General features: G+C 63.3%; 17 protein-coding genes. 2 read left to right on the forward strand and 15 right to left on the reverse strand.

Annotated elements, in window-relative coordinates; genetic code table 11:
• Positions 1 to 17: 17 nt before the first annotated feature.
• From GEV06_25865 to GEV06_25900, 8 genes are all read right to left on the reverse strand, one after another.
• Entirely contained in the window at positions 18 to 422 is a 405-nt protein-coding gene (locus tag GEV06_25865) for a hypothetical protein (protein MPZ21295.1), read from the reverse strand.
• A complete protein-coding gene (locus tag GEV06_25870; GenBank protein ID MPZ21296.1) occupies positions 419 to 757 on the reverse strand; it encodes a PadR family transcriptional regulator in 339 nt (112 codons plus the stop codon). The genes GEV06_25865 and GEV06_25870 overlap by 4 nt, the downstream gene beginning before the upstream one ends.
• A 109-nt stretch (positions 758 to 866) precedes the next feature.
• Positions 867 to 2,108, reverse strand: a complete 1,242-nt coding sequence (locus GEV06_25875; protein MPZ21297.1) for a DSD1 family PLP-dependent enzyme — start codon at positions 2,106 to 2,108, stop codon at positions 867 to 869.
• Positions 2,109 to 2,173: 65 nt separating this feature from the next.
• A complete protein-coding gene (locus tag GEV06_25880; protein ID MPZ21298.1) occupies positions 2,174 to 3,382 on the reverse strand; it encodes a beta-propeller fold lactonase family protein in 1,209 nt (402 codons plus the stop codon).
• Positions 3,379 to 3,885 carry a hypothetical protein gene (locus tag GEV06_25885; protein ID MPZ21299.1) on the reverse strand — a complete coding sequence of 169 codons (507 nt, stop codon included), beginning with the start codon at positions 3,883 to 3,885 and terminating at the stop codon, positions 3,379 to 3,381. The genes GEV06_25880 and GEV06_25885 overlap by 4 nt, the downstream gene beginning before the upstream one ends.
• Positions 3,886 to 3,987: 102 nt before the next feature.
• Entirely contained in the window at positions 3,988 to 5,289 is a 1,302-nt protein-coding gene (locus GEV06_25890; GenBank protein MPZ21300.1) for an amidohydrolase/deacetylase family metallohydrolase, read from the reverse strand.
• A gap of 39 nt (positions 5,290 to 5,328) precedes the next feature.
• Positions 5,329 to 6,921, reverse strand: coding sequence for an aminotransferase class V-fold PLP-dependent enzyme (locus GEV06_25895; GenBank protein MPZ21301.1), 1,593 nt, complete (start codon positions 6,919 to 6,921; stop codon positions 5,329 to 5,331).
• A gap of 217 nt (positions 6,922 to 7,138) precedes the next feature.
• Complete coding sequence (locus GEV06_25900; protein MPZ21302.1) at positions 7,139 to 7,987, reverse strand: hypothetical protein; 849 nt, start codon at positions 7,985 to 7,987, stop codon at positions 7,139 to 7,141.
• A 46-nt stretch (positions 7,988 to 8,033) separates the two neighbouring features.
• Between GEV06_25900 and GEV06_25905 the strand changes: the two genes are divergently transcribed.
• Positions 8,034 to 8,348 carry a tyrosine-type recombinase/integrase gene (locus tag GEV06_25905; GenBank protein ID MPZ21303.1) on the forward strand — a complete coding sequence of 105 codons (315 nt, stop codon included), beginning with the start codon at positions 8,034 to 8,036 and terminating at the stop codon, positions 8,346 to 8,348.
• 18 nt (positions 8,349 to 8,366) lie between these two features.
• Here GEV06_25905 and GEV06_25910 read toward each other — a convergent pair whose 3' ends face one another.
• Both GEV06_25910 and GEV06_25915 read right to left on the reverse strand, forming a co-directional pair.
• Positions 8,367 to 8,777 carry a hypothetical protein gene (locus GEV06_25910; protein MPZ21304.1) on the reverse strand — a complete coding sequence of 137 codons (411 nt, stop codon included), beginning with the start codon at positions 8,775 to 8,777 and terminating at the stop codon, positions 8,367 to 8,369.
• Between the two features lie 37 nt (positions 8,778 to 8,814).
• The gene (locus GEV06_25915) at positions 8,815 to 9,204 is read right to left on the reverse strand and encodes a hypothetical protein (protein MPZ21305.1); all 390 of its coding nucleotides are present in this window, start codon (positions 9,202 to 9,204) and stop codon (positions 8,815 to 8,817) included.
• Between the two features lie 127 nt (positions 9,205 to 9,331).
• Between GEV06_25915 and GEV06_25920 the strand changes: the two genes are divergently transcribed.
• A complete protein-coding gene (locus GEV06_25920; GenBank protein ID MPZ21306.1) occupies positions 9,332 to 9,763 on the forward strand; it encodes a hypothetical protein in 432 nt (143 codons plus the stop codon).
• A gap of 64 nt (positions 9,764 to 9,827) precedes the next feature.
• On the opposite strand, the gene GEV06_25925 is transcribed toward GEV06_25920, so the two are convergent.
• From GEV06_25925 to GEV06_25945, 5 genes are all read right to left on the reverse strand, one after another.
• Complete coding sequence (locus GEV06_25925; protein ID MPZ21307.1) at positions 9,828 to 10,385, reverse strand: hypothetical protein; 558 nt, start codon at positions 10,383 to 10,385, stop codon at positions 9,828 to 9,830.
• A 265-nt stretch (positions 10,386 to 10,650) separates the two neighbouring features.
• Positions 10,651 to 10,944, reverse strand: coding sequence for a hypothetical protein (locus GEV06_25930; protein MPZ21308.1), 294 nt, complete (start codon positions 10,942 to 10,944; stop codon positions 10,651 to 10,653).
• Positions 10,945 to 11,357: 413 nt separating this feature from the next.
• Positions 11,358 to 11,795 carry a DUF488 family protein gene (locus tag GEV06_25935; protein ID MPZ21309.1) on the reverse strand — a complete coding sequence of 146 codons (438 nt, stop codon included), beginning with the start codon at positions 11,793 to 11,795 and terminating at the stop codon, positions 11,358 to 11,360.
• On the reverse strand, positions 11,792 to 12,403 hold the full coding sequence (locus tag GEV06_25940) for a DUF488 family protein (GenBank protein MPZ21310.1): 612 nt from the start codon (positions 12,401 to 12,403) through the stop codon (positions 11,792 to 11,794). The genes GEV06_25935 and GEV06_25940 overlap by 4 nt, the downstream gene beginning before the upstream one ends.
• A 6-nt stretch (positions 12,404 to 12,409) precedes the next feature.
• The gene (locus tag GEV06_25945) at positions 12,410 to 12,979 is read right to left on the reverse strand and encodes a hypothetical protein (protein ID MPZ21311.1); all 570 of its coding nucleotides are present in this window, start codon (positions 12,977 to 12,979) and stop codon (positions 12,410 to 12,412) included.
• Positions 12,980 to 13,817 lie beyond the last annotated feature (838 nt).

The following is a 13,817-nucleotide window of genomic DNA, read 5'->3' on the forward strand; positions in this document are numbered from 1 at the left end:
ACGCGGCACGTTCCCGATCATATTCCTATGAAGGAATAAGTCAAGCGTCGGCGATGCACCGAGCCGCCATGCGCGAGGCTGAAGATCAGCGTGCTGCCGCCAATGCCGAGCGCAAGCGTGACGACGACCACCGTGGCGAAGCCAGGCTGCCTCCGCATGGCTCGGATCGCCAGCCGGACATCCTGCGCGCCATCTCTCAGCACGGGAAAGCCCCCGACATCCCCATGCGCCTCCTTCACCTGCTCCACGCCCCCGAAGCTGCGCCGTGCGGCGCGGCGCGCCTCCTCGGCGGGCATGCCGGCCCGCAGGTTGTCCTGTTCCGCTTGCTCGAGATGCGCGCGGATCTCCTCGACCAGCTCGTCCTCGACCTGCTTCCTCCGCAGGAGGCTCAGCATCCGTGCGAGAATCGTGCGCAGTCTCATGACAGCGACTCGAGGAATCTGGCAACCATGGCCGTGGTGCGTTCCCAATTCGCCACCTCCGTCCGAAGGTGCGTGGCGCCAGTCTTCGTGAGCGAGTAGATCTTGACCCGGCGCTTCGTCTCGGAGACTCCCCACTGGGTACGAATCCAGCCCTTCTGCTGCAGGCGCAGCAAGGCCGGATAGATCGAGCCCTGGTTGAGGCGCAGGAGATTCTCGGAGACTTGCTCGATCCGTCGCGCCAGCCGGTAGCCGTTCATCGGCCCCATGGCTTCGAGGGTCTTGAGCACCAGCAAATCCAGCGTGCCATACGGCACATCAGTCTTGGGATCAGACATGTTGCGTCGCTACAGATGTAGGATAAGGCCACAGCTGTAGCCTGTCAACAGCTATGCTGAAGGGTCACCTGTTTCGTCGCCGCCGATGTTAGAGCGGTTTGATTAGGGCCTACTGCGAGCGCCCCCGCGCGGCAATCGGCCAGACTGCTTCCACGCGATCCTTTCGGATCGCGTAGATCTGGTCGTACTCGTTGACCACCGGATCGCAATGGGGCACGACCAGCTCGAGCTCGTCGCCCACCTCGTACTGGCGATTGGCCGTCTCGTAGCGGATCGACCCGAACTCGTCCGAGCCGGCGCTGTAGGCAAACCCCTCCTCCCCAATCACCCACGGTCCCGGCTTGTTCAAGGTGAGCGCCTTCACGCCAGCGTCCGTGGTCAGCGAGCCCGGGAAGTACGCGTTGAGGACGGTGCACAGCACCGTCAACGACGGGAGGAAGTCGTCGAACCGCTCCTCGTTGGCCTGCGATCCAATCTCGATGTACTGGCAGTCCATGAAGACGTAGCTGCCCACCTGAACGTCGGTCAGGCCCGGCGCTTCGTGCATGATGTTGTAGGTGCCGGTGCCGCCACCGCTGAAGATCTCTGTATTGAGCCCGGCCTGCTTCATCCGATTGAACGTCTCGATCGACGCCTCGTAGCGCTGGAGCGCCTCCGTCCGCCGCTTTGCGAATCCCTTGATGTGCTGCGCTCCGCCGTCATAGCTGATCATCCCGCGAAGGGTGAGGTTTGGCAGCGAGTCGACGAGGCGCGCCAACGCGAGCGCCTGCTCACCGGCCGGAACGCCGGTGCGCGTGCCGACGGCAACGTCGATGACGACGTCGGCAACGACGCCGGCCTCCCGGGCGGCGTCGGAGAGATCCCGTGCGTTCGTCGGATGATCCACCGCCTGGATGAACTGGGGTGTCGTCTTGCGGATCTGCATCGCGCGGCGAATCTTCACCGGCGTGACGTTTGCCGTCGTCATCAGGATCCTGTCGATCCCGTTCGCGGCGAAGACCTCCGCCTCGCTCACCTTTGCCGCGCAAATGCCAATCGAGCCGCCGGCGAGCTGCAGCTTGGCGATCGCCGGGCATTTGTGCGTCTTCGCGTGTGGCCGGCTCTCAATCTTCGCCGCCGCGAGCCGCTCGCGCATGACCGCGATGTTCTTCTCCAGCGTGTCGAGATCGACGCAGAGCGCTGGCGTGTCCAGATCCCACTTCGAGACGCCAGACAGCGTGCCCTCGGCCGCCTTTTGCCGCAGCTCGGCACCGGTGTAGCCGCGCGGCGCCGAGGGAACCCAAACGATTGCCGTGCCGGCAGCGGCGGCGGTGATGAAGCGCCGTCGCGACAGTCGCGAGGACGAGTGCATGTCGAGCCTCCTCTGGTGGGCGGGAGCCTGGGGTCGTGTCGATGGAGGGCGACATTATCACACCGTCACTTCGCGGCGGAGCCTTCGCGACCATCGCCCTCCACGAACTTCACGCACACCGGCGTACCGAGCTGAACGGTGTGTCCGGTTGGCGCGAGCTGCCCGGATTGCTGGTCGATGCGGAAGACGACCACTGAATCAGACCGCTGATTGGCCGCGAGCAGATACGTGCCGGTAGGATCGATGCCGAATCCGCGCGGCGTGCTCCCCTGCGTCGGCTCGTTCTCCCCGTAGGTGAGACGGCCTGTCTTCTGATCGATCGCGAACACGACAATGCTGTCGTGGCCTCGATTCGAGCCGTAGAGGAACTTGCCCGAAGGGTGCACCTGCACGTCGGCGGTGCTGAAGTCTGGCTGCGCGGACTGCCCCGACGGCAACGTCGAGACCGTCTCCAGCTCTGTCAGCGCGCCCGTCCCTGGATTAGCGCTGAACGCCGTGAGCGTGACGTCGATCTCGTTGATCACGTAGGCGAAGCGGCCGCTCGGATGAAAGGCGAAATGGCGCGGTCCTGCGCCTGGCTTCACGGTGGCAAACGGTGGATCACTGGCGATCAGCGAACCCGCCTTCGGATCGAAGCGATAGATCAGCACTTTGTCGAGTCCGAGATCGGCCGCGTAGGCAAAGTGGTTGCCGGGATCCAAATTGATCGAGTGAGCGCGCGGTCCCTTCTGCCGCTCGGGGTTCACGCTCGATCCCGTGTGTTGCACGAAAGCGGACGCCGGCTCGAGCGCGCCATCCGCGCCGATCGGCAGCGCCGCTACGCTCCCGCCGCCGTAGTTCGAGACCAAGACGCTGCGGCCTGTCTTGTCCACCACGACATACACGGGACCGCCTCCCACGCTCGACTGCTGATTCAGCGCCGTCAGCTTGCCGGTCTTCCGGTCGATCGCGAAGGCGCTCACCGATCCGCTTTCCTTCCCTTCGAACGTGCGAACCTCGTTGGCCGCGTAGAGGAAGTTGCCGCTCGGATGGACGGCGAGGTAGCTGGGGTTGGAGGTCTCCGCGGCCAGCTCCGGCCTCGTCAGCGCCCCGGAGGCGAGGTCGAGGCGAGAGACATAGATACCCTTGCTCTTCTCGCGCGTATACGTGCCGAAGTACACGAGCATGTCGCCGCTCTGCTCGCCGGCCTGCCCGAGCGCGATGACCGGGAGGAGGCAAGCGGCCAGCACGAGCCATGCCGCAACGCCATTGGTTGGATGAAGGTTTCTTCTCATTGAATCCACGTGCAGGTCTCGTCGGGCGCATCTTCGCAGAAGAACACGCGAAAGTCCGCACGCCCATTCACGAAATACGGTTTCGTCCATGCCTCGCTGTCGATCGTGCGGGGCGCGAGCACGGACACTGCGGATGCGCCGCGCGCCGGACGGCCGGTGCGCGGGTCGATGATATGCGAATAGGCTCGGTCATCGGCCCAGAAGAACTTCTCGTAGCCGCCGGAGGTCGAGATCGACATGTCCTCGAGCAGCACCTCCGCGGCGGCTGCTCGCGGGTTGCGCGCTGCGCGAATCGTCACCTTCCAGCCACCGGGCTCGTTCGGCGGAGCTCCCATGCCGTAGATACTGCTGCCCGACGCCGAGAGAAGCGCGATGGCCACGCCGTGCCGCTTCAGCACCCCGACCATGCGGTCGATGGCATAGCCTTTCCCGATGCCACCTGGATCGAGCTCCATTCCCGCCTGCTCGAAGCGCACGGTCCGAGCGACCGGATCGAGCCGCACATGCTGGTAACCGACCTGCCGCCGCGTCCGCCGGCCTCCGCGCGAGCAGGATCACCGAGAGAAGGATCCCGAGGCCGACGAGCGCGAGGTCGACGCGGCCTCTCATCGGCTCGACGTCGGCGGGCGAGGACGCGCGGGGGAGATGCCATCCCAGCGCGGATCGCCGCCCCTCTCGTCGGGCGCCATCGTATCCCACCGCTCCCTCGTCATTCCGTTGAGGTCGTATACCACCTTGCCGTCGCGCAGCGTCATCTCGCACCCAAGCCGCTCGGTCCCGTCCAGCCGCCCGCCGCGCGGACCGACGAACCCGAACGTGCCTTTCTCCAGCCGCAGCACGGCAACGTCGGCCGGTGAGCCAACCGCGAGGTTGCCAAGCTGTTCGAGCTTGATCTCCCGTGCCGGATTCCACGTCGAGCGAACAATCACATCGTCGAGCGACATACCGAGCGCAAGGAATTTGCTCATGACGTTCAACATGTCCTTCATGGCGGCGTTCATGCTGCCGATGTGCAGGTCGGTGGAGAGGGAATCGGGATAGTAGCCCTCCTTGAACGCCTGAGCCGCCGTTCGAAACGTGAAGCTCGAGCCGCCGTGGCCGATGTCGAAGATGATGCCCTTCTTCTGGGCCACGAAAATAGCCGGATTCACCTTGCCGTCGATGATCTCTCCGCGCCCGCCGCCCGCGTACGCGTGCGTGTAGATGTCTCCCGGCCGGAAGTGCTTCGTGAACAGCTCCGCAATCGTTCGCACGCGAGCGCTGCCGAAGTCCACCATGACGGGGATGTCGGCGAGGCGCCCCACCTCCTCGGCTCGCTCGTAAGGCGTCCAGTCGGGCCCGCTGAAGTGCGCGCTCTTGATGCCGACGATGACGCCCTTGTGCTTCATCGCCGTGTCTGCGGTGGGCTCGACCTCCATGTCTGCGACGTTCTGCTCGGCGTCGCCGGCCATGCCGGCGCCCACGATGTTGAGGAACGCGACCACGCGCGTCTTCGATTGATCGATGATGCGGCTCTTGAAATCGTCGAAGTTGCGCCACCCGGAGCTCCCGGCATCCGCCACCGTCGTGACGCAGCTCCGCACGGTGAAGCCGTCCGGATACACGCTGCGGAATCCCCTGGAGTACGTCGTCCCCTCCCCGGGATACGCGTGAACGTGGATGTCGACCAGGCCGGGCGTGACGTAGAGGCCAGACGCATCAACGCGCTTCAGCGCTTCCGAGGCCGGGATATCCGGCGCGACGGCGGCGATCTTGCCATCCTTGATGGCAACGTCGCGCACCGCGCTGATCCCGTTCCGCGGATCGATGACGTGCCCGCCTTCGAGGAGGAAGTCATAACCGGTCTGGGCGTCGCCACGGGCGGCCAAGGCGAGAGCCAGGAGCCCCATGCCCGCACGTCTCAACATCTGACGATTCATTTATCCCTCCGCTGTACCCGTGACAAGTCAACTCGGTTGGCCGAACACATGGCGACGGGCCGTCCAGGTGGCCTCGAGGTACTCACCCATGTCGAGCGTGCCCGACATGACGTCCCCCGCGATCGTGCCGGTGAAGCGGTAGCGCAAGGCATCGCCGTGGCGCTCGGTGACCGTGCTCGCGAGCGACACGCTGTCGCCGTCGATGGTCCCGGAAATGTCGCGGGCGATGAAGTTACCGTGATGGCGCCCCTCCAGGCGGTTGCCGTTCTGTTGCAGGTGGACGGCATGGACGGCGGTGCTGGCCGTGTAGCGAATCTCGACCACCCATTGCCCGGACAGATCCGCGACCGGCGGCTTGGGAGGCTCGGCCTGTCTTGGCGTGTGCTTGGTGGACAGCACTTGATGGACGCGCTCTGCGACGATCTTCTCATCGCCCGGCGCCATCATGGACATGCCGAGCGAGATGCCGGTGTCTCCTGGCTCGCCCTGAGTGTTCCTTCCGCCACCGCCGCCGCCAAGCGCGATGCGCGGCTCGGTCGTGTCGAGGATACGGACAACCTCCTCACCCGTGATACCGAGCGTCGCGGAGTCCCATCGAATGGTGACGCGCGGGCTACGATTGCTCCGCCCGCCCGCCTCGCGACCGACCAACGTCGTCACCCCGGAAATTCGGGACACAGCGCTGGCAATGTGCTCCGCCCGGGCAACCCATTCCTCCCACTCGGCGTCGTGATCTCGCTTCACCCAGCTCTCGACGGCGACGACCATGCCAATCACTTCCTCGCGGCCCACCTTCATCGCCCGCGCGTAACCGTGATGCGGTGCGCTGTGAATCCAGGCCGCCTGGACCAGGTCTTTACGGCCCAGGAGGAGGCCGGCGCTCTGGGGCCCGCGGATGATCTTGCCGCCGCTATAGCACACGAGCGTCGCGCCGCGTTGCAGATGGACATTGGGAATCGTGAGAACCTCCGCCGCCGCATCCACGAGCACGGGAACGCCATGCGGGCCCGCAACGCTCGAGACCGCTTCGAGCGACATCGGTCCGGTCTCGTTCCGCGAGTTCGCGAAGATGTAGATCACCGCCGTCTTGGGGCCGATGGCCTGGCGCAGCTCGTCGGGCGTGTCGACCTCGATCACCTTGACGCCGACGGCGCGAATCGCCGCGTCGTAGACGTTGCGCGAGTGGCCCGGGATGATCACCTCGTCTTTCGGGAAGCCGGTGAGGTCTGGAATGCGGACGTGCAGGTCGGGGTTGCCGCCGGCGACGCACGCGGCCGTGGCGTGAGACATGGCTGCCGCACACCCGGCGCTGACCATCCCCCACTCGGCGCCCGTCAGCTCGGCGAGGCGCTTGCCAGCCGCCTCCCTGAGCTCATCGAGCTGGACGTGCTGCTGGTTCGCCAGGCTCTTTGCGGCGCGGACCTCCGGCAGCTCGATCGATCCGCCGATGACCGTCACCGTTCCGCGACAGTTGATGAGCGGTCGGACTCCAAGATCGCGGTACAGATTCGGCCCGGCGTCCGCGACGCGCTCGAGGCCGGGAGCGGCACGCTCGGCCGCCGACAGGGGTCGCGATGATACGCCGCCGCCGATGGCAAAGAGGCCGGCGAGGCGGCCCAGGTCCCGTCGCGACAGGCCGGTCACTCGTCGTGCCGGCGACTTCTCTCGAAGATTGGCCACGTGCTCCCCTCCCTCCAAGCGCCACTGCTATGAGCGCGGCTGGTTAGGAGTCCTCTTTTACGGGAAGAATGGCAGCGCTGTCTATGCACTGCGGTCGCAAAGCCTACCATTCTGGTCGCAGCAGGCGAAAATCCTGGGCCCGCGCCGCTCCAAGCCATTAGAAGCTGTAGCGAAGCGCGAGCCCGACCTGCCGCTCGGCAAACGCATTGTTCAGGCTGAAGACGTGCATGAAGTCGCCGCTCGTCAGGTCGCTCGTTGGATCGCCAAACTTCGGTGTGTCCGTCACGTTCGTTGCTTCGATCCGCGCTTCGAGCCGGTGCGTCCCGCCGAGCGGGAAGGTACGGAATACCGAAAAGTCGAGGTTCCAGCCGCCAGGACCACGGAACTGGTTCGGCAGCGTATTCCCGAACCGCACGCCCTCCGGCTGCGCCCACGCGCTGGGATCATAGTGGGCGCCGTCGGCGCCAATGTCGCCGATCTTGGTGACCGCGCCGACCAGGTCGGCCGTCTGCAAGTTGCCCGGCGTATTCAGCGTCGTGTCGTCGGCGGTGACAGTGAACGGCGTCCCGCTGAAGGCCGTGAAAATACCGTTGATCTGCCAGTCACTCACGAGCGTCTTTACAAGATTCTGGCGGAATCCCGTGCCTTGCCACGGCAGCTGGTAGACGAAGGACATCGTGAGCGTGTGGGGCCGGCTGCCGCCCGCGCGCATCCAGTTACGCTCCTGCCCTTCCGGCGTCGGGAGCTCATACTGGGGGCCGGCGTCGTACACCGAGCCATCGAGGCTGGTGCCACGCGACCAGGTGCTGCTAAAGGTGTAGTGACCCTTGAGTAACAGCCCATCTGTCAACGGCCGGGTGATGCCTACCTGCAGCGCGTTGTAGTCAAACTTCGGATACGGCGTAAAGATTGTGATGGGAAGCTGCCTCCCGTGCGAGACGAGATACGGGCGATCGAGCCCGCCCCCACCGAGCGTCTGCGCGTTATTGATGTTGATCGAAGTCAACCCACCTCTCACCCGGTTGCCCACATAAGCGACGTCGACTGAGAGATTGAACGGCAGGCGTCGCTCGAGGGCTACGTTCCACGAGTGCGTCTTGCCTCGCTCAGTTGACTCCGGGACAGCGGTCCGCACGCCCACGGTGTTCGGCAACGCCACGCGGCCATCGCGTAAGTCCGGTGTCTCGAGGTGCGGTCTGACCTTGGCGGGACACCCGCACATGCTGCGCCACGCGTGCGGCTTCGCGCTGGCCAACCGTGGACGTGATACGCGGCTGATTCAAACCTACCTGGACCACCTGAACATCAGCTCGACGGTGGGTTACACGGCGACGAATCCAGCGCGCTTTCAGCGCATTTGGGAATAAGCGGCGATTGAATTCTCGCTAGCTGGATGCGTCTAAACGAAAGACGCGGCGACGAATTTCGTCCGGGTCTCTCAAGTCTGCGGCGACCAAGGGGAGTCTCGCAACTGATTCTACCAGCTCGTTCTCATCGATGCGACTATGCAGAGCGCTATCCCTAGAGTAGTCTTCGGCCATCGCCTCAAGGACAATCCCTCGAATGGCGACGGCCAACACGTTAGCGCCCGGACTGCATCGTTTGGCCAGTCCATTAATCATGAAGGAGTAACCCTTTTCAGAGGTCGAGGTGGAAACGATCTGGTCATGATTGGGGTGGCTGCGCAACTCCGCAAAGAACGCCGCCGCAGAACGCACATCTCCTGGCTCGACCTCGGCGATACTCTCGCCCGCATTCAATTCCTTAACCAACGATTCAAGGTTGTGTGCGTTCATGATCGTGACCGGTCGCCCGTCACACCTCTGAAGTATTCTACATGACAACTACCCGCCGACCGACCTTAATCCGTGCCAAAGATCGTGCTTGCGAAGCCAGTAGTGCGCGTGCGCTACGCACGCTACGAATGCAGGTGACGGTGAAGTATCGCCCACCGTCGTACATCTCAACCTGGCCGTTTCGACGCCCGCCAGGTGAAATGTGCCGCGGCGAAGGATGTGAACTCCTGTGCCACTTGGCGAGACTTCCGTTATAGGAGTCGACGGCGTTGATGATTTCTTGCGCCCAGCGTTCGATGCTGCGGCTATGGCGCTCGGCGCACAGACAGGCGACGTGTGCCGGTTGTTTCTCCATCACGGCCTGGTACTCACGCTCGCCGGCATCGCGATCGACATCGGTGCCGCGAAGCTGCTCACGGCGTGTCATGTCGGCGCTGCTGTTCGGCGTGAGCCGGATGGATCCATGACGTACGTCACAGTCGCGGCGGGCCTGGCGACCGTCGCCCTGCGAAGGTCGAAAGCTCGAGCAGGAGCTCGAGACGAAAGCCGAGCTCATGAAGGCGCTCGACGACTCGTTCGCGTTCTGCGATGAGGTGTTCGCATCGCTCACCGACGCGAACGTGATGGATTTTGTGAAGCGAGGCAAGGGCGAGATCGTAAAGACGGCCCTCCTCGTCGGCCTTCTGGCTCACGGCGCCGAGATGTATGGCGTCAGCACGGTCTATCTCCGGGCAAGGAACCTGGTACCCCTTCAACCGAGCGGCAGTCGCGGCGTCGCGGCAGTGGCGAACGCAGGCGGTAGAGACGCGGGCTCACGCCGGCCCCGACCCGGCGAACTGGTTGACCACGCCGTGGTCCGCGTGAACAATCTGCCACTCTCCGCTGTGCAAGGCAGGCGGTGGGCAATGCGGCGGTGGTGCTGCGGCGGTGGTGTTGTGCAAGGCGGCGGTGGTGTGCGCGGCGGTGGTGGTGCTGAGGGCGTCTGATAACGGACGATATGTAAACTGAGGAGGCGGGTGGGAGGTGAGCATGACAGGGCCTTCATGCTTCCTATCGTCCCTGCGCCACGGTGGACGGGTCGCCGTCTGTAGACTCACCATCCGTAACGTGAATGACGGTCGGCGGGTATGAATTGAAATGGCTGACGGCCCAGGTCTCGACAGCGACTTTTGCGCGTCGGAGGGCTTCGCACATGGGTGTGGCGCCGTTATGCACCGGATCCAGCCAGACTGGGAATTGAAAGCTCTGATCGACGAGGCCGCCTGCGCCATCCGGCACCTTTTTGTTCCGGTTCTCGAGCCTGACTGGGTTAAAGGCAATCTGGCTGATCGGAACGAAGTCGCGGCCGGCAAGGGTGCGCTGAAGGACTTGGCCAACCATCTGGCCGTACCCCGTGACCCCGATGTCGAAGTAGTCGCGAACCTCCTCGCCCTTGGCACATCTCGTTACGAGGGTCTGAAGGAGCCGATTGATGACGTCCGCGAGCTCCTGCGCCTTGGACCGCCCAGTGCCCGTTCCGGCGAACGGATCGCCCATCGACCCTGACTGGTCGATGACGAACAGAAAACATGAAGGGTTGGCTCGACTGATTTCAGTCGTGTAGGGCACGTCAGCCTCCGTGTGGGTTTACGAGCGACGCCTCGGCTCAGGCGAATCTTATACGAAAATGGCTGAGGTTACTTGCGGGAGCCGGCGATGAAAACCCTTCGCCATCTTCGCGTCCGTGTCTTCGTCAATAGCCAGCCCGTTCATGGTGCCCGCGACCGAAACCGCTCAAGGTAGCGCAGGCCGTAGCTAACACCGTAGACAGGGCAGTTCCCGTCCTGCGAGAACCTGGGGACGTAGTGGTGTTGCTTCGGACGCGTTGTGCTCATCAGTCGGCTTTCCAGGCTGGATCATCTTCCAGGTGGAGATTGTTCACCTGGAGCCAGTGCCGACGCGCCGTATCGCCGCTGACCTGGAAAGCGCGCGCAAGTCCGACGCTGAGGATCACCCCCACGCCTCGCTGGATGCGCCGCTGCATATCGGCGATGACCTTCGCACGCGGCGTCTTCTGGTCTTCCGCGTATAGCCGGAGATCTGTGACGGACAAGTCAACGTCGAACGCTCCGTCGGCCACCTGCGCTCTGATCTTGCCCCAGCGGTTGATCGTAATGCTCAGAGGCATTGCCGTTTGCAGGCAGTCCAAGGACGCATTGCCTTGGCTCTCGTCCACTGCGCACCCATTGCGCTGCGCTTTGAGATCTTCCCCGAAAATGTCGGCGAGCGTGTCGCGGGCAACAGACGTGAGGAGTTTCAGAACGAGCCCGGACTGAGCTCTCTCACGGGGACGAGCCGACCTGGATCGAAGGTGTGGTCTTCCGTTTCAGGGGCGGTTCCCCTGGCTTGCGTTGGGCCCAGTTCGACAAGGCGACCAACGTCGAAGGCCCCGCCGTTGCGAGCCAGCATGTCCACCGTCAACGGCGCCCGACCCAGGATAGGCCTGATGTGTTCGTTGTCCTGTACGTTTATCCCTGCTACGCAGATGTAGCCGGGCTGCATTCGCGTCAAGTGGTTGATAACGATCCTCAACCTGGTCTCCTAAACGATGTGGACGATCTCCAAGTCCGTCCACTTCTCTCGGAGGTACTCCGCAACGAGGCGGCGGTGGCAGTTATGAGGCTTCTCTTCGCTGCAGAGCAGACAACCGTCGGCGATCTGCTCCCTGGGAATGTTGTTCTCGATGTCACGAGACTTCATCAGAGCCAGAAAATCCCGCTCGTAGGCGGACCACTCGCCCTTCTTCTTCTTGTACGTGTCCAGCATCTCCGCAGTCGGCGCGAGAATTGGCAGGTGGACGTAGTCCATGTGACAGATCTCGCGCAGGAAGAACTGCAGATCGTCTTTCTTCGCGAATCCGGCCAATTGCGAAACGTTGTTCAGGCGCACGTCCACAACTCGTAGCGCACCAGACTCCCGAAGTTTCGTGAAGAACGTGCGAGCAGACTTCTTTGTGAAGCCGATGGTGAAGATCTTCATACCGCTTCAGCGCCGGCCTCGGTGCCAGCGCGTTCCACGTACGCCACGCGCTTGGCCTGAAGGTTGTACGCTTCGGCGAGCACCTCGTCGTGGCTCCGCAAGAGACTGTCCGACAGTCCGACAGTGCGAATCAGCCTGGCCTCAATCTCGGCCTGACTCGCTGACTGGCCATTCCGTTCAATGTGAGCGATAGCAACACCTCGCTCGGCAAGGGCGCGAGCAATGAGCAGCGTTCGATGGCAGTTCAACGGCTCGCCCTCGGAGCACATGAGCGCAATCCGATGGGACATGCTGCCCTGGATCACGCGGTCGAGGCCCGCCCTGAACACGTCAGTCTGCGCCATTCTTGAATAACTGGCGCGACCATTCTCATAGCAAGCTGGATCCGCTGGGCGCCCTCCAAGCTCTTTGCCGAGGAACACGTAGCGCATACCGCGTGCCTTCAGCTCACGTTTGAGCGGATCACGATTGAAGGCCGGGTTGAAGCGGCTGTATGGCGCCGACCGAACATCCGCTACCGCGTTCACCCCGTTCGCCCGTAGCGCGGCCAGGAATGCATCAAGCGAAAGCGTCGAATGCCCGATCGTAAAAATCTGATGACACTCCATTACGACTCAACTTTGCCGAATGACGGCCGCCACAAGCTTGTAGCAGAAGCCCTTATCGCGTTCGCCGAGGCTGACGGTGATGTGGCACGCTCCCTCGGCGTACGATCCATCGTCCTTCGCGAGGTACTCGCGCTCGATCACCGGGTCCGTCACCCACAGAGCGTAGGATGACCCAGCGTAGTCGAACACTGCATGGACGCGACGCTTGGGATTGCCGAACGTCGCTCCAGGGGCGAAGACACTGAACGAGATGGACTCCAGACTCAGAAGGTAGAGCGAGGTCGCGAGCTTGTCCGCTTCCTCCTCCGGGACTCGATCGTTCAGTCCATGGTACGTCTTGAATCCGTTGATCCACAAGGACGAGGGTGCGTCCGCAGCAGTTGCGAGCTGTGCGTAGGCGAGCGCGCCCCTTCGCACCCAATACCTTTGCGGATCGAGGAGCCAGTTCTCCGACTGAAACGTCGTCGGCTTCGGTTGGACTAGCGGAACGTCGACGATATCCATCACGCGAGGATCGGAACCGTCTTTGTAGGCCCTCTCACGTTCGGAGACTTCCTCTGTCGGTCGGGTACTCACCGGTCGGATCCACGGGCCAACGGCTGAACCAGAAAGCTCCTTGCCCGCCAAGCATCGGCCCGACAGCTTTCGGGAATTCGCGAGGCACACCATCGTCTTCGTGACAGCCATCGGACTGCGTTCTCACCTGAACAAGATTCGCTTCCTCGTTCCAACCCCGTCCGAGAGACCGTAGGGCCGACCACGCCGGGAGCGCGCCCCGAACGTAACCGGGCTACCCAACGTCAACACTAGGGTCACGCTGCATAGCTCAGCGGTCAACAGGAATTTTACGCTCGGTTCGGTCGATGCAGCGCCCGCCGTGCCGAGGGCCATCTGCTCCCGTGCCGAGGGGGCAGCTACGTCAGATAACCAACGTTCCGTCAACTGGGCCAGAAACCAGTCTAATAGTTCCTACCGTCAACACCGGATCCAGGACTTTGGCTATCGGCCTCGCTGCTCGCCCGATGGTTCACGGATTCTCTCTTCGAGCTGTCCCTGCTTTTCCGCCAGCTCGCGTCACGAGCTCCGCCACCTTACCGATGATGACCTCTTCGACCGCAGGATCGAGCGGACCAGGCTGGCCGTAATTCACCATGGCTCCTCCTCCCTCGTATCCGCCTTCCATCAGGACACGTCGCGACGGAATGTAGCCCATGACGTCGTTGGAGTACCCCGCAACCCACGTGCTCCCCCAGCCGTACTCGTTCTTCAAACGCAAGCTGTAGTCGACGACGACCTCGCCGCCGAGCGCGATGAGGGTCAGCGCCGACCCGAACCTCCAGACCTGAACGGGATACGGATATTGGTCGTACAGCTTGCCATCACGGTCGATGATCCCCAGAAGCTGGCGGGCGTG

The organism is Luteitalea sp. (genome assembly GCA_009377605.1).
Classification (GTDB): domain Bacteria; phylum Acidobacteriota; class Vicinamibacteria; order Vicinamibacterales; family Vicinamibacteraceae; genus WHTT01.

Coding starts and splice junctions, on each gene's coding strand:
- GEV06_25910 (MPZ21304.1), bottom strand. CDS start 8,777: ATGAACGCACACAACCTTGAATCGTTGGTTAAGGAATTGAATGCGGGC.
- GEV06_25890 (MPZ21300.1), bottom strand. CDS start 5,289: ATGTTGAGACGTGCGGGCATGGGGCTCCTGGCTCTCGCCTTGGCCGCC.
- GEV06_25940 (MPZ21310.1), bottom strand. CDS start 12,403: ATGGAGTGTCATCAGATTTTTACGATCGGGCATTCGACGCTTTCGCTT.
- GEV06_25875 (MPZ21297.1), bottom strand. CDS start 2,108: ATGCACTCGTCCTCGCGACTGTCGCGACGGCGCTTCATCACCGCCGCC.
- GEV06_25935 (MPZ21309.1), bottom strand. CDS start 11,795: ATGAAGATCTTCACCATCGGCTTCACAAAGAAGTCTGCTCGCACGTTC.
- GEV06_25880 (MPZ21298.1), bottom strand. CDS start 3,382: ATGAGAAGAAACCTTCATCCAACCAATGGCGTTGCGGCATGGCTCGTG.
- GEV06_25870 (MPZ21296.1), bottom strand. CDS start 757: ATGTCTGATCCCAAGACTGATGTGCCGTATGGCACGCTGGATTTGCTG.
- GEV06_25920 (MPZ21306.1), top strand. CDS start 9,332: ATGAAGGCGCTCGACGACTCGTTCGCGTTCTGCGATGAGGTGTTCGCA.
- GEV06_25915 (MPZ21305.1), bottom strand. CDS start 9,204: ATGACACGCCGTGAGCAGCTTCGCGGCACCGATGTCGATCGCGATGCC.
- GEV06_25865 (MPZ21295.1), bottom strand. CDS start 422: ATGAGACTGCGCACGATTCTCGCACGGATGCTGAGCCTCCTGCGGAGG.
- GEV06_25930 (MPZ21308.1), bottom strand. CDS start 10,944: ATGCCTCTGAGCATTACGATCAACCGCTGGGGCAAGATCAGAGCGCAG.